The organism is Pseudarthrobacter cellobiosi (genome assembly GCF_023913815.1).
GTDB lineage: Bacteria > Actinomycetota > Actinomycetes > Actinomycetales > Micrococcaceae > Arthrobacter > Arthrobacter cellobiosi.
On sequence record NZ_JAMXBK010000026.1, the window covers coordinates 186,214 to 201,920 of the forward strand.

The 15,707-nt window shown below is 65.9% G+C and carries 18 protein-coding genes; 12 read left to right on the forward strand and 6 right to left on the reverse strand.

From position 1 onward, the window contains the following. Nucleotides 1-267: 267 nt before the first annotated feature. Together bcp and NG701_RS14605 are read left to right on the forward strand one after the other, a co-directional pair. Nucleotides 268-747 (forward strand): thioredoxin-dependent thiol peroxidase, encoded by a 480-nt coding sequence (bcp, locus tag NG701_RS14600; protein WP_252568527.1) that lies wholly within the window; start codon nt 268-270, stop codon nt 745-747. 40 nt (nt 748-787) lie between these two features. Continuing rightward, nucleotides 788-1,396, forward strand: coding sequence for a GNAT family N-acetyltransferase (locus tag NG701_RS14605; RefSeq protein WP_252568528.1), 609 nt, complete (start codon nt 788-790; stop codon nt 1,394-1,396). Nucleotides 1,397-1,557: 161 nt separating this feature from the next. On the opposite strand, the gene NG701_RS14610 is transcribed toward NG701_RS14605, so the two are convergent. Beyond that, nucleotides 1,558-1,848 carry a hypothetical protein gene (locus NG701_RS14610; RefSeq protein WP_252568529.1) on the reverse strand — a complete coding sequence of 97 codons (291 nt, stop codon included), beginning with the start codon at nt 1,846-1,848 and terminating at the stop codon, nt 1,558-1,560. Between the two features lie 224 nt (nt 1,849-2,072). On the opposite strand from NG701_RS14610, the gene NG701_RS14615 reads away from it, so the two are divergent. From NG701_RS14615 to purM, 7 genes are all read left to right on the forward strand, one after another. Continuing rightward, nucleotides 2,073-3,197 (forward strand): PP2C family protein-serine/threonine phosphatase, encoded by a 1,125-nt coding sequence (locus NG701_RS14615; RefSeq protein ID WP_252568530.1) that lies wholly within the window; start codon nt 2,073-2,075, stop codon nt 3,195-3,197. Further along, nucleotides 3,194-5,164 (forward strand): glycosyltransferase family 2 protein, encoded by a 1,971-nt coding sequence (locus NG701_RS14620; RefSeq protein WP_252568531.1) that lies wholly within the window; start codon nt 3,194-3,196, stop codon nt 5,162-5,164. Before NG701_RS14615 ends, NG701_RS14620 begins: the two co-directional genes overlap by 4 nt. Continuing rightward, nucleotides 5,154-5,486, forward strand: coding sequence for an STAS domain-containing protein (locus NG701_RS14625; protein ID WP_058930966.1), 333 nt, complete (start codon nt 5,154-5,156; stop codon nt 5,484-5,486). The genes NG701_RS14620 and NG701_RS14625 overlap by 11 nt, the downstream gene beginning before the upstream one ends. Continuing rightward, entirely contained in the window at nt 5,479-5,904 is a 426-nt protein-coding gene (locus tag NG701_RS14630) for an ATP-binding protein (RefSeq protein WP_252568532.1), read from the forward strand. Before NG701_RS14625 ends, NG701_RS14630 begins: the two co-directional genes overlap by 8 nt. Nucleotides 5,905-5,930: 26 nt before the next feature. Continuing rightward, entirely contained in the window at nt 5,931-6,245 is a 315-nt protein-coding gene (locus NG701_RS14635; RefSeq protein ID WP_252568533.1) for a hypothetical protein, read from the forward strand. A gap of 86 nt (nt 6,246-6,331) precedes the next feature. Next, nucleotides 6,332-8,011: an amidophosphoribosyltransferase gene (purF, locus tag NG701_RS14640; protein WP_252568534.1), complete on the forward strand. Its 1,680-nt coding sequence runs from the start codon at nt 6,332-6,334 to the stop codon at nt 8,009-8,011. Further along, the gene (purM, locus tag NG701_RS14645) at nt 8,008-9,168 is read left to right on the forward strand and encodes a phosphoribosylformylglycinamidine cyclo-ligase (protein ID WP_252568535.1); all 1,161 of its coding nucleotides are present in this window, start codon (nt 8,008-8,010) and stop codon (nt 9,166-9,168) included. Before purF ends, purM begins: the two co-directional genes overlap by 4 nt. A 67-nt stretch (nt 9,169-9,235) precedes the next feature. On the opposite strand, the gene NG701_RS14650 is transcribed toward purM, so the two are convergent. Together NG701_RS14650 and NG701_RS14655 are read right to left on the reverse strand one after the other, a co-directional pair. Continuing rightward, nucleotides 9,236-10,015, reverse strand: a complete 780-nt coding sequence (locus NG701_RS14650; RefSeq protein ID WP_252568536.1) for a VOC family protein — start codon at nt 10,013-10,015, stop codon at nt 9,236-9,238. A 231-nt stretch (nt 10,016-10,246) separates the two neighbouring features. Further along, nucleotides 10,247-10,480, reverse strand: a complete 234-nt coding sequence (locus NG701_RS14655) for a DUF3073 domain-containing protein (protein WP_056341155.1) — start codon at nt 10,478-10,480, stop codon at nt 10,247-10,249. Nucleotides 10,481-10,755: 275 nt separating this feature from the next. On the opposite strand from NG701_RS14655, the gene NG701_RS14660 reads away from it, so the two are divergent. Continuing rightward, nucleotides 10,756-11,397, forward strand: a complete 642-nt coding sequence (locus tag NG701_RS14660) for a septum formation family protein (RefSeq protein ID WP_252568537.1) — start codon at nt 10,756-10,758, stop codon at nt 11,395-11,397. 57 nt (nt 11,398-11,454) lie between these two features. Here NG701_RS14660 and catC read toward each other — a convergent pair whose 3' ends face one another. Both catC and NG701_RS14670 read right to left on the reverse strand, forming a co-directional pair. Then, entirely contained in the window at nt 11,455-11,733 is a 279-nt protein-coding gene (gene catC, locus NG701_RS14665) for a muconolactone Delta-isomerase (protein WP_252568538.1), read from the reverse strand. Between the two features lie 27 nt (nt 11,734-11,760). Further along, nucleotides 11,761-12,000, reverse strand: coding sequence for a TIGR00366 family protein (locus NG701_RS14670; protein ID WP_252568539.1), 240 nt, complete (start codon nt 11,998-12,000; stop codon nt 11,761-11,763). Nucleotides 12,001-12,051: 51 nt separating this feature from the next. Here NG701_RS14670 and NG701_RS14675 point away from each other — a divergent pair, with 51 nt between their 5' ends. Next, a complete protein-coding gene (locus NG701_RS14675) occupies nt 12,052-12,330 on the forward strand; it encodes a helix-turn-helix domain-containing protein (protein ID WP_252568540.1) in 279 nt (92 codons plus the stop codon). A gap of 104 nt (nt 12,331-12,434) precedes the next feature. Beyond that, nucleotides 12,435-12,869, forward strand: a complete 435-nt coding sequence (locus NG701_RS14680; RefSeq protein ID WP_252568541.1) for an ester cyclase — start codon at nt 12,435-12,437, stop codon at nt 12,867-12,869. A gap of 12 nt (nt 12,870-12,881) precedes the next feature. On the opposite strand, the gene clpB is transcribed toward NG701_RS14680, so the two are convergent. Beyond that, nucleotides 12,882-15,539, reverse strand: coding sequence for an ATP-dependent chaperone ClpB (gene clpB / locus NG701_RS14685; RefSeq protein ID WP_252568542.1), 2,658 nt, complete (start codon nt 15,537-15,539; stop codon nt 12,882-12,884). Nucleotides 15,540-15,707: the final 168 nt, after the last annotated feature.

Sequence of the window (15,707 nt, forward strand, 5' to 3'; positions counted from 1 at the left end):
GCCTGTTATGCGTGGATGCCGGCTAGCGCCTACGTAGTGCGGATCACGTACTGCGGAGACCAGTAATGTGTACCTCTAACCGTATCCATCCGGCGCCTCAAGTCAATGGATCGCCGGCCATTCGCGGGACCGAAATGGGTCCCCTGCACAGGTCCCTGCCCTGGACCAGCCGGAATACCTCAAATGACGCCGGAGTTGTTGTTTAAACTGGAAAGCCGATTCACTGGTTTCCTGTGTTTTGCCATCAGAGTCTCCCGAAGGAACGCCATGAGCCCCCAACTGACCATCAAACTTCAGCCAGGTACCCAGGCCCCCGATTTCACCCTGCAGGACGCCAAGGGCAGGGAAACCTCCCTGGCCAACTACCGCGGCAAGAACGTCGTCGTGTACTTCTACCCGGAGGCGGCAACCCCCGGCTGCACCACCGAGGCCTGCGATTTCCGCGACAGCCTCTCATCCCTGCAGGGCTCCGGCTATGAAGTCCTGGGCATCTCCCCCGACGCCCCGGTGAAGCTGGCCAACTTCACCGGCGACTTCAACCTGACCTTCCCGCTGCTTTCCGACGAGGACCACGCAGTAGCTCTCGCGTACGGCGCGTGGGGCGAAAAGCTGGTCGACGGCGAGATCGTCGAGGGCCTCGTCCGCTCCACCGTTGTGGTGGATCCGGCGGGCAACGTGGCGCTGGCGCAGTACCAGGTCAAGGCGCAGGGTCACGTCGCTGCCCTGCGGGAGTCCCTGGGGGTCTAGTCTGGCGGGGCACAGGTAGCCCACCAACCGGGAGTCAGGCATGGCGATCGAAGTCCGTCCGGGAACACTGTTCGAGGACGTCAAAACGCTGGGTGGCCCTAAGCGGCCCGATGCCAACGTGTGCTGGTGCCTGAGCTACCGCATTCCGTCCAAGCAGAACCTTGCGCTGCGCGGAACGGCCCGCGGCGACCTGGTGAAGGAGCTGGTGGCGCAGGATCCCCCACCAGGGGTTCTGGCGTACGACGGCGACGACGTAGTTGGGTGGGCAGCTGTCCACCCACGCGCCGACGCCAGTTTTGCCCGCAACCGCAGGATCCCGCACGTGGACGGCTTGGATGTTTGGGCTGTCTGGTGCATCCGGGTCCGGCCCGGTTACCGCGGCAAGGGAATCTCCCATCACCTGCTCAAAGGTGCCGTGGAGCTGGCCCGCAGCTACGGCGCGCCCGCCATTGAGGGCTACCCGGTGGATAACGGCAGCAGCAAAGTGGATCTCACCATGGCCTACGTGGGCACGCGCAGGCTCTTCGAGAAGGCCGGGTTCGTCAAGGCCGCTGATACGGATTCGGTACTCAACGGATTCCCGCGCGTCCTGATGCGCCTGGACCTGCGTCGATCAGGGCTTCTTCCACCAGCGATTGGGCCAGTCTGAGTCGATCGCCCACAGGACCAGCAGAAGCGTGTCCATGGTAATCAGCCCAGCTAAAAGGTAAGCCCACCCTGTGTACCAATGCACGGCAATCTCCTGACCTGGTATCCCCCAGCCACTTGATTGTCCTCAAGTTTGGCACGGAAAGGGTCAGCAGGGAACGGCTACCTTGCGAGCGCCGCCAGGCGGCCGTGAAGTTCGGTTTCGCGGTTGAGGAGGCGGGTGAGCTGTTCAACTTTTTCCGAAAGCTCCACGCCGACGGCCAGCCGGTCCCCCGGCCAGCTCGAGGCCTCCCAGGACTCCCCCAGGGCTTGGGCCAGCGAGCGGGACAGCGAGCGGAGCTTCCAGGAATGGCTCAGGTAGTGAACGGTGCTGCGCGGGCGGCGGCCCTGCTTCAAGAGCCGCCACGAGCGCGCCAGCCTGCCCGGCAGTCTGACGGATTCCGTTGGTTCCATAAGTCCTGCACCATCCTCCGGCAATCCGCACATTCCTTCAAAGCTGGTCCTTCGAGTGTGGCCAAGGAGCCTCAAGGTCCCATCAAGGGCGGGCAAGTATTCCGGCAAGACCGCTTCACACTGATGGCCGCCCTCCCCGGAATGCCCGGAGCTTCACCGACTACAACCGTCGTAGTCACGGCAAATGACATGCTTCACCGCCCTAATACGGTAGAAATAGAGTCATGCCTTCCATGCCCGACCCGCGCCGTGCCGTTGTGATTGAGGACGATCCGGACATCCGAGGCCTCCTTGTCCGGATCCTGGCCAAGCAGGGATTCGAGGTCACCCACGCCGAGGCCGGCCTGCCCGGCGTGGAGGAGGTCCGCCGCGCCAAACCGGATCTGATCACACTGGACCTGAACCTCCCTGACGTGGACGGGCTGGAAGTCTGCAAACTCCTCCGTGAATTCTCCGATGCCTTCATCGTGATGCTCACCGCCCGCGCCGACGAACTGGACAAGCTCACCGGCCTTGACAACGGCGCCGATGACTACATCAGCAAGCCGTTCAGCCCGCGCGAACTCCAGTCCAGGATCAACGCCCTGTTCCGCCGCCGGCAGCCGTCCGCCGCAGACACGGCCGCTGACACGGCCGCGGCGAGCGAGCTGGAACGCGCCACCGAGGTCCAGAAGAGCCTGCTGCCCCAGGAGGACGTCCGGGTGGACGGGTACGACGTCGCCGGCGTCTTCCGCCCCTCCCGCAGCGTGGGCGGGGACTTCTACGACTGGTACCGGACGCCCGAGGGCCTGCACCTGACGTTCGCCGATGCCATGGGCAAGGGCATGGGCGCGGCCCTCATCGCGGCCACCGTCCGGGCGGTCATGCGGTCCACGGGACAGCGCCAGGACCTGGACGCGGCCTTCGCCTCCGCCAGCACCACTATCGCGGCGGACCTGGATTCCTCCAACTCCTTTGTCACCCTCTTCCACGCCCGGCTGGACGCTGCATCCGGCGTCGTCAGCTATGTCGACGCCGGCCACGGACTTGCGCTGCACGTCACCGCCGACGGGTCGGCAGACCGTCTTCCCAGCGGCGGCCCGCCCGTGGGCGCCTGGGCTGGGTCCGCCTGGCCGCAGTCCGCCGTCGGCCTGGCCCCGGGGGACTCCCTGGTGGTGGTCAGCGACGGCGTGCTGGACGTTTTTGAGTCGGTGGAACAATTCACCGAGGCAGTGCTCGCCGCCGCCCACGGCCAGGTCTCCGCGCAATCCGCCAGCGACGCCATCATGGCCCTGGCCCCTGCCGAAACCGCCGAGGATGACGTCACAGTGGTGGTGGTCCGCCGCCTGCCTGAGCCAGCCCCGGCATGACGCGCTTCTGGACCCGCCTGGCGGTGGTCCTGACGGTCATCTTCGGCCTGAACTATGTGGGCTGGCGCTGGGCGTCGTCGCTGAACTGGGATGCCTGGTGGATCGCGGTGCCCCTGGTGCTGGCTGAGACCTACAGCCTGATCGACGTGATGCTGTTCGGGATGACCGTGTGGCAGCTCAAGATCCGCAAGGGAGCCCCCGCGCCGCCCCACGATGCCACCGTGGACGTCTTTATCACCACGTACAACGAAGACCTGGACATGGTGATGACCACTGCCCTGGCGGCCCAGAAGATCCGGCACCCGCACAGCACCTGGATTCTCGACGACGGCGCCCGCCCCGAGCTGAAGGCCCTCGCCGAAGAGCACGGGCTGGGTTATGTGACGCGGAGCGAGGACTGGACCAGCAACGTGCCGCGCCACGCCAAGGCCGGCAACCTGAACAACGCCCTGATGGTCACTCACGGCGAATTCCTGCTGATCCTGGACGCCGACCAGATCCCCGAGCCGGATATCCTGGAAAAAACCCTGGGTTATTTCAACGACCGCCGGGTGGCCCTGGTCCAGACGCCGCAGTACTTCAGCAACGTGCCCGCCCACGATCCCCTCGGCAGCCAGGCACCCCTGTTCTACGGGCCCATCCAGCAGGGCAAGGACGGCTGGAACGCGGCGTTCTTCTGCGGCTCCAACGCCATCCTGCGCCGTGAAGCACTGATGCAGCTGGGCCTGGTGGGCTACGTCAAGGAGACTGAAAAGAGCATCCGCCGGGCCCTCACGGCTTCCCGGTCCGCCATCCGCCAGGCGCGGAAATCCGCTGACATGGACACCCCGCTCGTAGCTGAAGTGCTGGACGCGGTGGAGGCCGCTACGCGCGAAGCCCAGGAGCAGCTGGCGGCCGGACAGCCGTTGAGCGAGATCACGTACCGGGTCCGCCGCCGCGTGGACGCGGCCGTGCAGACGCTGGTCCAGGCTGACATGTCCGCGCTGCAGGCCGACCTCGAAGAGATCGCCGCCATGGAACTCGCCTATGTGGGTGATGCCGGCGTCCCGGTGGTGGCCGACGACGCCGTCCAGCGCATGTCGGCCCGTGACTGGTCGCCGCTCGGCGCGCTGGAATCCGTGCAGGCTGTCCTGGATGCCCTGAACGTGGAGCGGAACGACGAAGCCCAGCCGGTCATGCCGCTGGCCACCATCTCCGTCACCGAGGACATGGCCACGGCCATGCGCATGCATGCCATGGGCTGGGAAAGTGTCTACCACCACGAGATCCTGGCTTACGGTCTGGCGCCCGAGGACCTCAAGACCATGCTCACCCAGCGCCTCCGCTGGGCGCAGGGGACCATGCAGGTGCTGCTCCGCGAGAACCCGCTGGTGCAGAAGGGCCTGAAGATCGGCCAGCGGCTGATGTACTTTGCCACGATGTGGACCTACCTGAGCGGTTATGCGGCGGTCGTCTACTTCGCCGCCCCCATCATCTACCTGCTGCTGGGCGTCCTGCCCGTGTCCAGCCTCAGCTGGGACTTCTTCCTGCGGTTCATCCCGTTTATGGTCGCGAACCAGCTGCTTTTCGCGGTGGCAGGCCGCGGAATACCCACCTGGCGCGGCCAGCAGTACAGCCTGGCACTGTTCCCCACCTGGATCAAAGCGTGTTCGACGGCGGCCCGGAACGTCTGGTTCGGCCGCCCCCTCGGGTTCGCCGTCACCCCCAAAGCCCGCCAGACCGGCGGCCCCAGCTGGAGCCTCATCCGGCCCCAGATTGTGGTGAGTGTGCTGCTGGCGGTGGCCGTCGTCGTCGGGATTATCCGGCTGGCCACGGGACTGGCCGAGCCGCTTGGCACGCTGGTGAACGTGGGTTGGGTTATTTTTGACCTGGTGGTCATGAGCATCCTGGTCCGAGCTGTTTTGTACAAGGGCTACGAACCCGCTGTGAACGTTGATGCTGGAGAGAGGAAAGCCGATGGAGTTTAGTTACGAGGTCAAGGATTCGTACGCGGAGGTCAAGGCTGACGGGCGGCTGAACATGGTGTCCGCGCCCAAGCTGCGCGAATTCGTCACCGATGTGATCGCCGGCGGTTCCTCGCGGATCGTGGTGAACCTGGAGAACACAGCGTTTATGGATTCCTCCGGCCTCGGCGCGCTGATCGGCTGCCTCAAGGCCGCCCGTCAGGCCGGCGGGGACCTCCGCATCGCCGCCGTCCAGCCGCAGGTCAAAATGGTGCTCGAGCTGACCAGCATGGACCGGGTGCTGACTGCCTACGCCTCCGCCGACGAGGCGTTCAGCAATGACTGAGATCCTGGCCCAGCGGAGCTTCCGGGGACTGTCCACGGCCGAGGCCATCGAAGCCGTCCACAACGAGCTGGACGGCCTCTGGGCGGACGCCCCGTTCGTCCAGGCCATGGACCAGATGACCTTCACCACGGCGGTGATCGAGTCCGCGTCCAACATCGTCCAGCACGCCCAGCCGGCCAAGGCAAAGAAACCGGTGGAGCTGGGAGTGGACATCAGCGTCCAGCCCAGGCTCCTGCAGGCCCGGGTCAGCGCATTCTTCGCCAATCCGCCGTTCGGCCCCCTGGAACCGGGAACCCCGGACGACGATTCCGAGTCCGGCCGCGGCCTGGCGCTCATCGAGGCGCTGGTCACCACCGTGACCTTCGAACGCCAGGACGGCACCAACACCTGGATCCTGTCCCGGACGTCACAGCCCTGACACCAATGATGAGTAGGCTAGAGGGCATGGCTTTTGAAGAAACCCCCGCTGAACGCCGCGAGGTCACCGTCCGCCGGGCACCGAAATATGTGCCGTTCCTCATCCTCGGCGCCCTGGTGGGCGCAGCGGCGGCTGCCGCCGTCGCATACGGGCTCCCCGGTGACGAATCCTTCGAACGCGGCTCGGTGTTCGGCTTCTTCCTGGTGATGTTCGGCGCCGGCGGCGCGGTGCTGGGCGCCGTGGTGGCCCTGCTGCTGGACCGGCGGAGCGTCAAGCGGCAGAAACGCGCCATCGTGGAAGCCGTCCCGGATTCAGAGCCCGACGACGGCGCGCAGCCCTAGGTTCCAACACCGTCGTCCGGCCTCCGTGCACAGTCACAATGCCGGCGGCGGAAAAGTCGTACCGCATCTCGTGAGATAATCGACCAGTGGCACGCGGCGATGGAAAACTTTCTCATGATCTTCTCCCTGGCGAAAAGGGACCTCAGGACGCTTGTGGCGTTTTCGGGGTCTGGGCACCAGGTGAAGAAGTAGCAAAACTAACCTATTACGGGCTGTATGCATTGCAGCACCGCGGTCAGGAGTCGGCTGGTATAGCTACCAGTGACGGCAAGCGGATCAACGTCTACAAGGACATGGGCCTCGTTTCCCAGGTCTTCGACGAGACCACGCTGAACACCCTGACCGGGCACCTGGCGGTGGGACACTGCCGCTACTCCACCACCGGAGCCAGCCACTGGGCCAACGCCCAGCCCACCCTCGGCGCCACCAGCACCGGCACGGTTGCCCTGGCGCACAACGGCAACCTGACCAACACGGCCGAGCTCAACGCCATGATCATGGAACGCAACGGCGGCCAGCTCAGCGGCGAAATGAAGCAGGGCAACACCTCGGACACGGCCCTGGTCACGGCGCTGCTCGAAGGCGAGGAGGGCAAGACCCTCGAACAGACCGCCATGGAGCTGCTGCCGAAGATCAAGGGCGGCTTCTGCTTCGTGTTTATGGACGAAGGCACCCTCTACGCAGCACGCGATACCTACGGCATCCGCCCGCTGGTCCTGGGCCGGCTGGAGCGCGGCTGGGTGGTTGCCTCCGAGCAGTCCGCCCTGGCCACCGTCGGCGCCAGCTTCATCCGTGAAATCGAACCGGGCGAATTCATCGCCATCGACGAGGACGGCGTGCGTTCCAAGCGCTTCGCGGAGGCGACGCCGGCTGGTTGCGTTTTCGAATACGTTTACCTCGCGCGTCCGGACGCCGCCATCGCGGGACGCTCCGTGTACGAGTCCCGTGTGGAGATGGGCCGCCAACTGGCCCGCGAAAACACCCAGGACGCGGACATCGTCATCCCGGTCCCGGAGTCCGGCACCCCCGCGGCCGTGGGTTACGCCGAGGAATCCGGCATTCCCTTCGCGCACGGCTTCGTCAAGAACTCCTACGTGGGCCGCACGTTCATCCAGCCCTCGCAGACCCTGCGCCAGCTGGGTATCCGGCTCAAGCTGAACGCCCTCGAGTCCGTGATCCGTGGCAAGCGTGTGGTGGTGGTGGATGACTCGATCGTCCGCGGCAACACCCAGCGCGCCATCGTCCGGATGCTCCGCGAGGCCGGCGCCGCGTCCGTCCACATCAAGATTTCCTCCCCGCCGGTCAAATGGCCGTGCTTCTATGGCATCGACTTCGCTTCCCGCGCGGAACTGATTGCCAACGGCGCCACCATCGAGGAAATCTCCCAGGCCATCGGCGCCGATTCCCTGGCGTACATTTCCGAAGACGGCATGATCAACGCCACCAGGCAGCCGCGCGAGCGCCTCTGCACCGCCTGCTTTACCGGCACGTACCCCATCGAGCTTCCGGGCGCGGACAAACTGGGCAAGAACCTGCTGGAGCGTACCGACCTCGGCGGCCTCACGCCGTCGCCCTCTGCCCTCCCCGGCGCAACGGCGGCCCTTGCGATCGACGCCGAGGAGGACCCGGCGGACAAGCCGGGCGCCACCGGCTGCGATCCGGGTCCGGACGCCGAGTTCGAGAACCTGCTCACCGAAGAGGACCACGTGCCCGCGATCCACCACGAAGCCACCACCCCCGGCGCTGAAAAGAAAGAGTCCGTATGACTTCCGCAACCCCCGCCGCCGGTAACAGCCCCCTGAGCCCCGCAGGCATCACGTACGCCTCCGCCGGTGTTGACGTTGAAGCCGGCGACCGCGCCGTGGAGCTGATGAAGGGTGCCGTGAAGGCCACCCACAATTCCTCCGTCATCGGCGGCGTGGGCGGCTTCGCCGGCCTGTACGACGTCTCCCGCCTGCTGACCTTCAAGCGCCCGCTGCTGGCCACGTCCACCGACGGCGTCGGCACCAAGGTCGCCATCGCCCAGGCCATGGACATCCACGACACCATCGGCTTTGACCTGGTGGGCATGGTGGTTGACGACATCGTCGTCGTGGGCGCCGAGCCGCTCTTTATGACCGACTACATTGCCTGCGGCAAGGTTGTCCCGGAGCGTATCGCGGACATCGTCCGTGGCATCGCCGCGGCCTGCTCCGTGGCCGGCACCGCCCTGGTGGGCGGCGAAACCGCCGAGCACCCCGGCCTGCTGGGCGAGAACGAATACGATGTTGCCGGTGCCGCCACCGGTGTTGTCGAGGCCTCCGACCTGCTGGGCCCGGACCGTGTCCGCGCCGGCGACGTTGTGATTGGTATGGCCTCCTCCGGCCTGCACTCCAACGGCTACTCCCTGGTCCGCCGCGTCATCAACCACGCCGGCTGGGCACTGGACCGCCAGGTCTCCGAACTCGGCCGCACGCTGGGCGAGGAACTACTGGAACCCACCCGCGTCTACGCTGCCGACTGCCTGGACCTTGCCCGCGCCTTCCCGGTGAACAGCGCCAACGCCGTGCACGGCTTCAGCCACGTCACCGGCGGCGGCCTGGCCGCCAACTTGGCCCGCGTCCTGCCGCAGGGCCTCGTGGCCACCGTGGACCGCGCCACCTGGGAACTTCCGGCCATCTTCAAGCTGGTCTCCGAGCTGGGCAACGTGCCGCTGGCCGACCTGGAGCGCACCCTGAACCTCGGTGTGGGTATGGTGGCCATCGTGTCCGCCGAAGCCGCCGACGCCGCCGTGGCCCGCCTCAACGACCGCGGCGTGCCGTCCTGGATCATGGGCACCGTCACCGCGGACTCGGATTCCATCCTCAAGACCGGTCCGGACTACGTCCAGGGTGCCAAGGGTGTGGACGGCGGCGCCGTCCGCTTGGTCAACGCCTACGCCTAAACCCTCGTCGAGCTCCGCAACCGCCCTTTTGAACGTTGAAAACGGCGGCTACGGAGCACTCGATGCGTTAAACCTCCAGCAGGCTGAAGACACCGCCCTGCGGGTCCTGGAGGGTAGCCGTGGCGCCGGGCGTATCGTCGTCATCCGGCTCCGGCGCGATCAGCACTTCCGCCCCCGCGGCCACGGCCTTCCGCACGGCCTCGGCCACGTCTGTGACGCCGAAGTAGATCTGCCACCTGGCAGGCGCCTCGGCCGCGACGATTCCGGCCACCTCCGCGCCGTTCACCATCAGCGTGCTGTACGTCCCGCCGTCGTCCTGGGGATACTCGGTCACCTCGTGGCCGAACAGCTGCTGGAAGAACCCGACGGCGGCCCGCGGCTCGGGTGTCAGCAGTTCCGTCCAGGACAGCGCACCGGCCTCGTTGTACCGGCCGGAGCCTGTGTGCGTCCCAGGCTGCCATACGCCGGTGGTCCCGCCGCCGGGAGGATCCACAAACACCATCACGCCGGTGTCCGCCACTTCCTCAGGGCCGAACTGCACTGCGCCGCCGGCGTGGGGAACTTCCTCGGCCAGCGCACCGGCGTCCTCGGCCGCGAAGTAGATGTTCCATTGGGCGTGCGTGCCGAGAGATTCCTGGTGCGGGTTCTGCGGCGCCACCATGGCCACCAGGTCCTCCCCCACGAACGCCTGGGCATAGCTGCGGCCATCGGGCGTGGGCAGGTCCTTGAAGGTCCATCCGAACACCGCTGCGTAGAAGGCCTTGGCTGCCTCCACGTCCCGGGTCTGGACGTCAGCCCAGCACGGTTCACCATGGCGGTAGCTGGGGGATGAGGAGGTTCCTGGCATGGGAGGTCCTTTCGCGGGCGGCACAGCGCATCAACGCCTCCAGTCAACACCAAAAAGCCCGCCGCCGGCACCGGGTTCCGGCGCAGGCAACGGGCCTGATAACTGAGGCCAGCACCGGGGGTCCGCTGGGATCCGGGGTGCTGAAAAGAAGCGCTGTACTAACGAACGGCGTCCGAACGTACTGCAGCGTCGCGGGGCCGGGCGCCTTGCGGCGGGACCGGCGTGCAACAACTAGCCGATCCGACGGGTGTGTACCTCGTCGTCGTCTTCTTCCAAATCGTCCGCGTACTTATCCACATAAGCCGAATAGTCCGGTTCAACCGGGTCATTCGCGAAATGGCTCGTGGCACGACCTTCAGGACCTTTGAGCTCTCGCTGAAGGGCCGAATAGTCAGTGTTCGGGGAATAGTACTTAATATCCCGAGCCTGCTTGGTAGCTTTTGCCTTTTGACGGCCGCGCCCCATGGCGTGACCCCCTTTTGTACTCGGACCGGAGGTGGTCACCTTGGCTATCGGTGAGGCCCCGGAATGTTTGGTCAATTTGTCGTAACACCTAGATTACATGCTTTCCGCGCACGGTGCGCCCCGGCCCGTGCGCGCGGACGCCATGTCGGGTACCCTTTCCGCCGCGACGCGCACGGTTCCCGGCTTTTTTGTTGGATAGAGTCTCTTCATCAGCTGCCGATCCGGGTGCCCGGAGAATCCAGCATCCCGAGGCGACACCCAGGAGGGGTATCCGGATGGACAACCAGGAACCGCGCCCCGTCCCGCCCAAACCTGCCGCTCCGCCCACCGCCGGATTGCCGCACGTGGCTGTTCCGGCAACTGCCGTGGAACCCCCGGCACGGAAGCCGCGGCGGGTCGCATCTACGCTCCTGAAGACTGTCTTCGTGGTGGTTCTGCTCGGTGTGGTGGGAGGCCTGGTGTGGCTCGCCGCGTGGCTGGATTCCGGGGCACCGGAAACGACCGGCGACGGCGGCTCCGTGGTCGTGGAAACCACACCCACTCCCCTGGCCACCCCGCTCCCCCTCCCCCGTGAGGGTGTGGAGCCGCCGGACTACCGGCTGGGCGACTGCTTCAAGGATTTTGACCCGAAGGCTTTGCGGTCAACGGTGGTGGCCTGCGATACCGGCCACTCAGCCCAGCTTGTGGCCGTCTTCCGCTACCCCGCCGTCGGCTCCTATCCTGGCCGGGAGGCCCTGGCCGCCAAGGCCCTGGAGGCCTGCCAGGCGGCGAAGCTGGCACCGGCAGCGAACGAGTACACGCTGAACTTCCAGCGGGCCTACCCCAGCAGCACCAGTTGGGAATCAGGCGACCGGCGCGTGGACTGCTACGTCACGGCCGACGGCGGGAACGTCATCAACGCCAGCGCGCTGCCCTAAACAACCCACAAAACACGCCGGTCCGGATCGGTTGGTACCGATCCGGACCAGCGGGCGTCAGTTGATGTCTGACGGGTGCTTCGCCAGCGGCGTGACCGAAATGTCCATGTACGGGAACAGCGGCAGGCCCGAGAGCATGTTGTGCAGCTCGTCGTTGCTTTCAGCATCAAAGACCGAGTAGTTGGAGTACTCGCCCACAACGCGCCAGATGTGGCGCCACTTGCCCTGCTGCTGCAGGTCCTGGGAGTAGGCCTTTTCCACTGCTTTGATGGCGGCCGCCTCCTCAGAAGGCATGTCAGCGGGAAGGTTGACGTCCATGCGTACCAGGAACAGCATTGGTTCTCTTTTCTTGTTGGAAGGGCTTTAGCCCAGGTAGCCCCAGAGCAGGATGGCAGCGATGTAGATGATGCCAACCCAGAACATCATGATCACGGTGTAACCCATAATGTCCTTGAGCTTGAGTTTTGACAGGGCCAGGGCGGGCAGGATCCAGAAGGGCTGGACCAGGCCGATTTCGTCCGTACTGCGTCCACGGCCACCGCCCTTCTCGGGGAGGATGCCTTCCGCGAATACCTCCGGGAGGGCAGAACTCTGACGACCCAAGAGACCGATTCCCTGGTGAAGGAACTGCAGGAACCGCCGCCGCCAGGATCATTGGCAGGATCCCCCGGTTCGCCGGGCATTCGCCTGACGCCACGCGAATCCCAGGTGCTCCACCTCATTGCCGGAGGAGAGACCAACCAATCCATCGCATCGGAGTTGGGGCTCAGCGTGCGGACAGTCGAGCGGCACGCGGCCAACCTCTACCTTAAGATCGGCGTTGAGGGCCCGGCAGCTCGCGCGGCTGCCGCCAACTACGCGTTCCGGCACGCTCTGGGGCCCGAGCAGGACACCTTGGCGGTCCTCCACCAAAACCCTCCGCGGCGTCGCTGATTCCCCCTCCCAACTACGTGCGTACACGGAGTTGGGCTGTGCCGCATGATCCTAATCTGTGCTTATCCGGAGCTTCCCGGATAAGCATCGAAAGGGAAAGTCCAATGACTACTGACCAGAACAAGGAAGTGGTACGCAGGTTCTTCCGGGCCTTTGAGGACCAAGACGAGGCCGAGCTCACCCGGGTACTGTCGCCCAAACTCCAAGCGTTCGTGCACGGAAACACTGAACCAGTGGACCGGGACACAATGCTGACGGCCATCAAGGGCTGGAACATCACGTTCAGCGGGACCAGCTTCACCCTGGCGGACCAAATCGCCGAAGGAGATATGGTCGCGTGCCGAGTGACCATGCATGCAGTGCATAGCGGCGGCGAATTCCAAGGGATCGCCCCGACCGGAGCCCCCATTACCAGCGAGAGCCTGACCCTGGAGCGGGTGGTGGATGGACTCATAGTGGAACGCCGTGTGGCGACGAACTGGGAGGACATCAAACAGCAACTCACCGCTGTGCCCTCCCAGGCACAAACCGCAGGCTAACCCACCGGGTGCCTATTCCTTCGGCCGCACCACCAGGCCCGTGCCGGCCGGAGCACCGCCGTCGGGCCCTGCCAGAGCCTCCAGTCCTTCGATGGTGAGTTCGTCGACGTCGGCCGCTGCATCCACCAGCACGGTGTCCCCGTCAGCGATCCCACCGGACAGGATGGCCTTGGCCAGGCGGTCGCCGATCTCGCGTTGCACCAGCCGGCGCAGCGGCCGGGCACCGTAGGCGGGATCAAAGCCGGACATGGCCAGCCAGGCGCGGGCGCCCTCGGACACTTCCAGGGTAAGCCGCCGGCCGGTCAGCCTCCTGCCGAGTTCGGCCACCTGCAGTTCCACAATGCGTGCCAGCTCGTCCACGGACAGGGCGTCGAACAGCACCACCTCGTCCAGCCGGTTCAGGAACTCCGGCTTGAAGGACGCATTCACCGTGGCCATCACGGCGTTGCGCTTGGCCTGCGGGTCCAGAGACTGGTCCACCAGGAACTGGCTGCCCAGGTTGGATGTCAGCACCAGGATCGCGTTGCGGAAGTCCACGGTGCGGCCCTGCCCATCGGTGAGGCGGCCGTCGTCGAGCACCTGCAGGAGGATGTCGAAGACTTCGGGGTGGGCCTTCTCCACCTCGTCCAGCAGGATCACCGAGTACGGCCGACGGCGGACAGCTTCAGTCAGCTGGCCGCCTTCCTCGTAGCCCACGTAGCCGGGAGGGGCACCCACGAGCCGGGCCACCGAGTGCTTCTCGCCGTACTCTGACATGTCGATCCGCACCATGGCGCGTTCGTCGTCGAACAGGAAACCCGCGAGCGCCTTGGCCAGCTCAGTCTTCCCCACGCCCGTGGGCCCCAGGAACAGGAACGAACCCGTGGGCCGGTTGGGGTCGCTGATGCCGGCCCGCGCACGACGGACGGCGTCGGCAACCGCCGTGACAGCCTTCGCCTGGCCGATGAGCCGCTTGCCGAGCTCTTCTTCCATGTGCAGCAGCTTCTGGCTTTCGCCCTGCAGCATGCGCCCGGCCGGGATCCCGGTCCAGGCGGAGATGACTTCTGCGATGTCGTCCGCGGTGACCTGTTCGGCCACCATCTGGCCCGACTTGTCCGTGTTCGCTTCCTCAGCGGCCGCTGCGGCGTTGAGTTCGCGTTCCAAGGCCGGGATCTCGCCGTACAGCACCCGCGACGCGGTTTCCAGGTCGCCTTCGCGCTGGGCTTTGTCCGCGGTGGACCGGAGTTCATCCAGCTTCGCCTTCAGGTCACCCACCCGGTTGAGCCCGGCCTTCTCGGCTGCCCAGCGGGCGTTGAGTCCATCCAGCTCTTCGCTCTTGTCCGCCTTGTCGGCGCGGAGGGCCGCGAGGCGCTCCACCGAGGCGGCGTCCTTCTCGTTCGCGAGGGCCAGTTCCTCCATGGTGAGCCGGTCCACGACGCGGCGCAGCTGATCGATCTCCTCCGGCGCGGAGTCGATCTCCATCCGCAGCCGGGAGGCGGCCTCATCCATCAGGTCGATGGCCTTGTCCGGCAGCTGGCGGCCCGAGATGTAGCGGTTGGACAGCGTAGCCGCGGCTACCAGCGCTGAGTCGGCGATTGTCACCTTGTGGTGGGCCTCGTAGCGTTCCTTGAGGCCGCGGAGGATCCCGATGGTGTCCTCCACGCTGGGCTCACCCACGTACACCTGCTGGAACCGGCGCTCCAGGGCCGGGTCCTTCTCGATGTTCTCGCGGTACTCGTCCAGCGTGGTGGCACCGATCAGCCGCAGCTCGCCACGGGCCAGCATGGGCTTGAGCATGTTGCCGGCATCCATCGAGGACTCGCCCGTGGCACCGGCACCCACCACGGTGTGGATCTCGTCAATGAACGTGACAATCTGCCCGTCCGAATTCTTGATCTCCTCTAGGACGGCCTTGAGCCGCTCTTCGAACTCGCCGCGGTATTTCGCCCCGGCCACCATGGAGGCGAGGTCCAGGGCGATCAGGGTCTTGCCCCGCAGGCTTTCCGGGACGTCCCCGGCCACGATCCGCTGGGCCAGCCCTTCAACCACCGCGGTCTTGCCCACCCCCGGCTCGCCGATAATGACGGGGTTGTTCTTTGTACGGCGGCTCAGCACCTGGATGATGCGTCGGATCTCGGTATCGCGGCCGATCACCGGGTCCAGCTTGCCCGCACGCGCCATCGCGGTGAGGTCCGTGCCGAACTTCTCCAGCGACTGGAACGTGTTTTCCGGGTCCGGCGTGGTGACCTTACGGTCGCCGCGGACGCCCGGCAGGGCGGCGAGCAACGCTTCATGGGAGGCTCCGGCGTCGCGCATTAACCGCCCGACGGCGTCACTGCCGGCAGAGAGCCCCAGCAGCAGGACCTCGGTGGAGACATAGGTATCGCCGAGTCTGTCGGCCTCGTTTTTGGCGTTCTGGATGGCCTGCAGCGCGGGCCGGGACAGCTGGGCCTGCTGCGTGGAGCCGCCCGACGTTGCCGGCAGCGCCTTGATGGCACTGCTCGCCTGCACACTGATGGCATCCGGGTCTGCGCCGGTGGCGCGGAGAAGCGCGACGGCGACGCCCTCCCGCTGATCCATCAGCGCCTTAAGCAGATGGGCAGGTTCCACCTGGGGATTTCCTGCCGTGGAGGCGTTCATGGCTGCTGCCGAAAGAGCCTCCTGGCTCTTGGTGGTGAATTTGACGTCCAAAGAGAGCTCCTTCCGGGCTGTGCATTTTTCGCTAAGTTGAGCCTATATCGCTCAACTTTGAGGATACTCCCTCCATGGCCATGTTTGCCGACGGCGAACTGCCTGTCCAGAGCCACGCGCTGCCGAGCGGAAATCCGCTCCCGGCACCACTGCCGCAGCAGCCCGCAA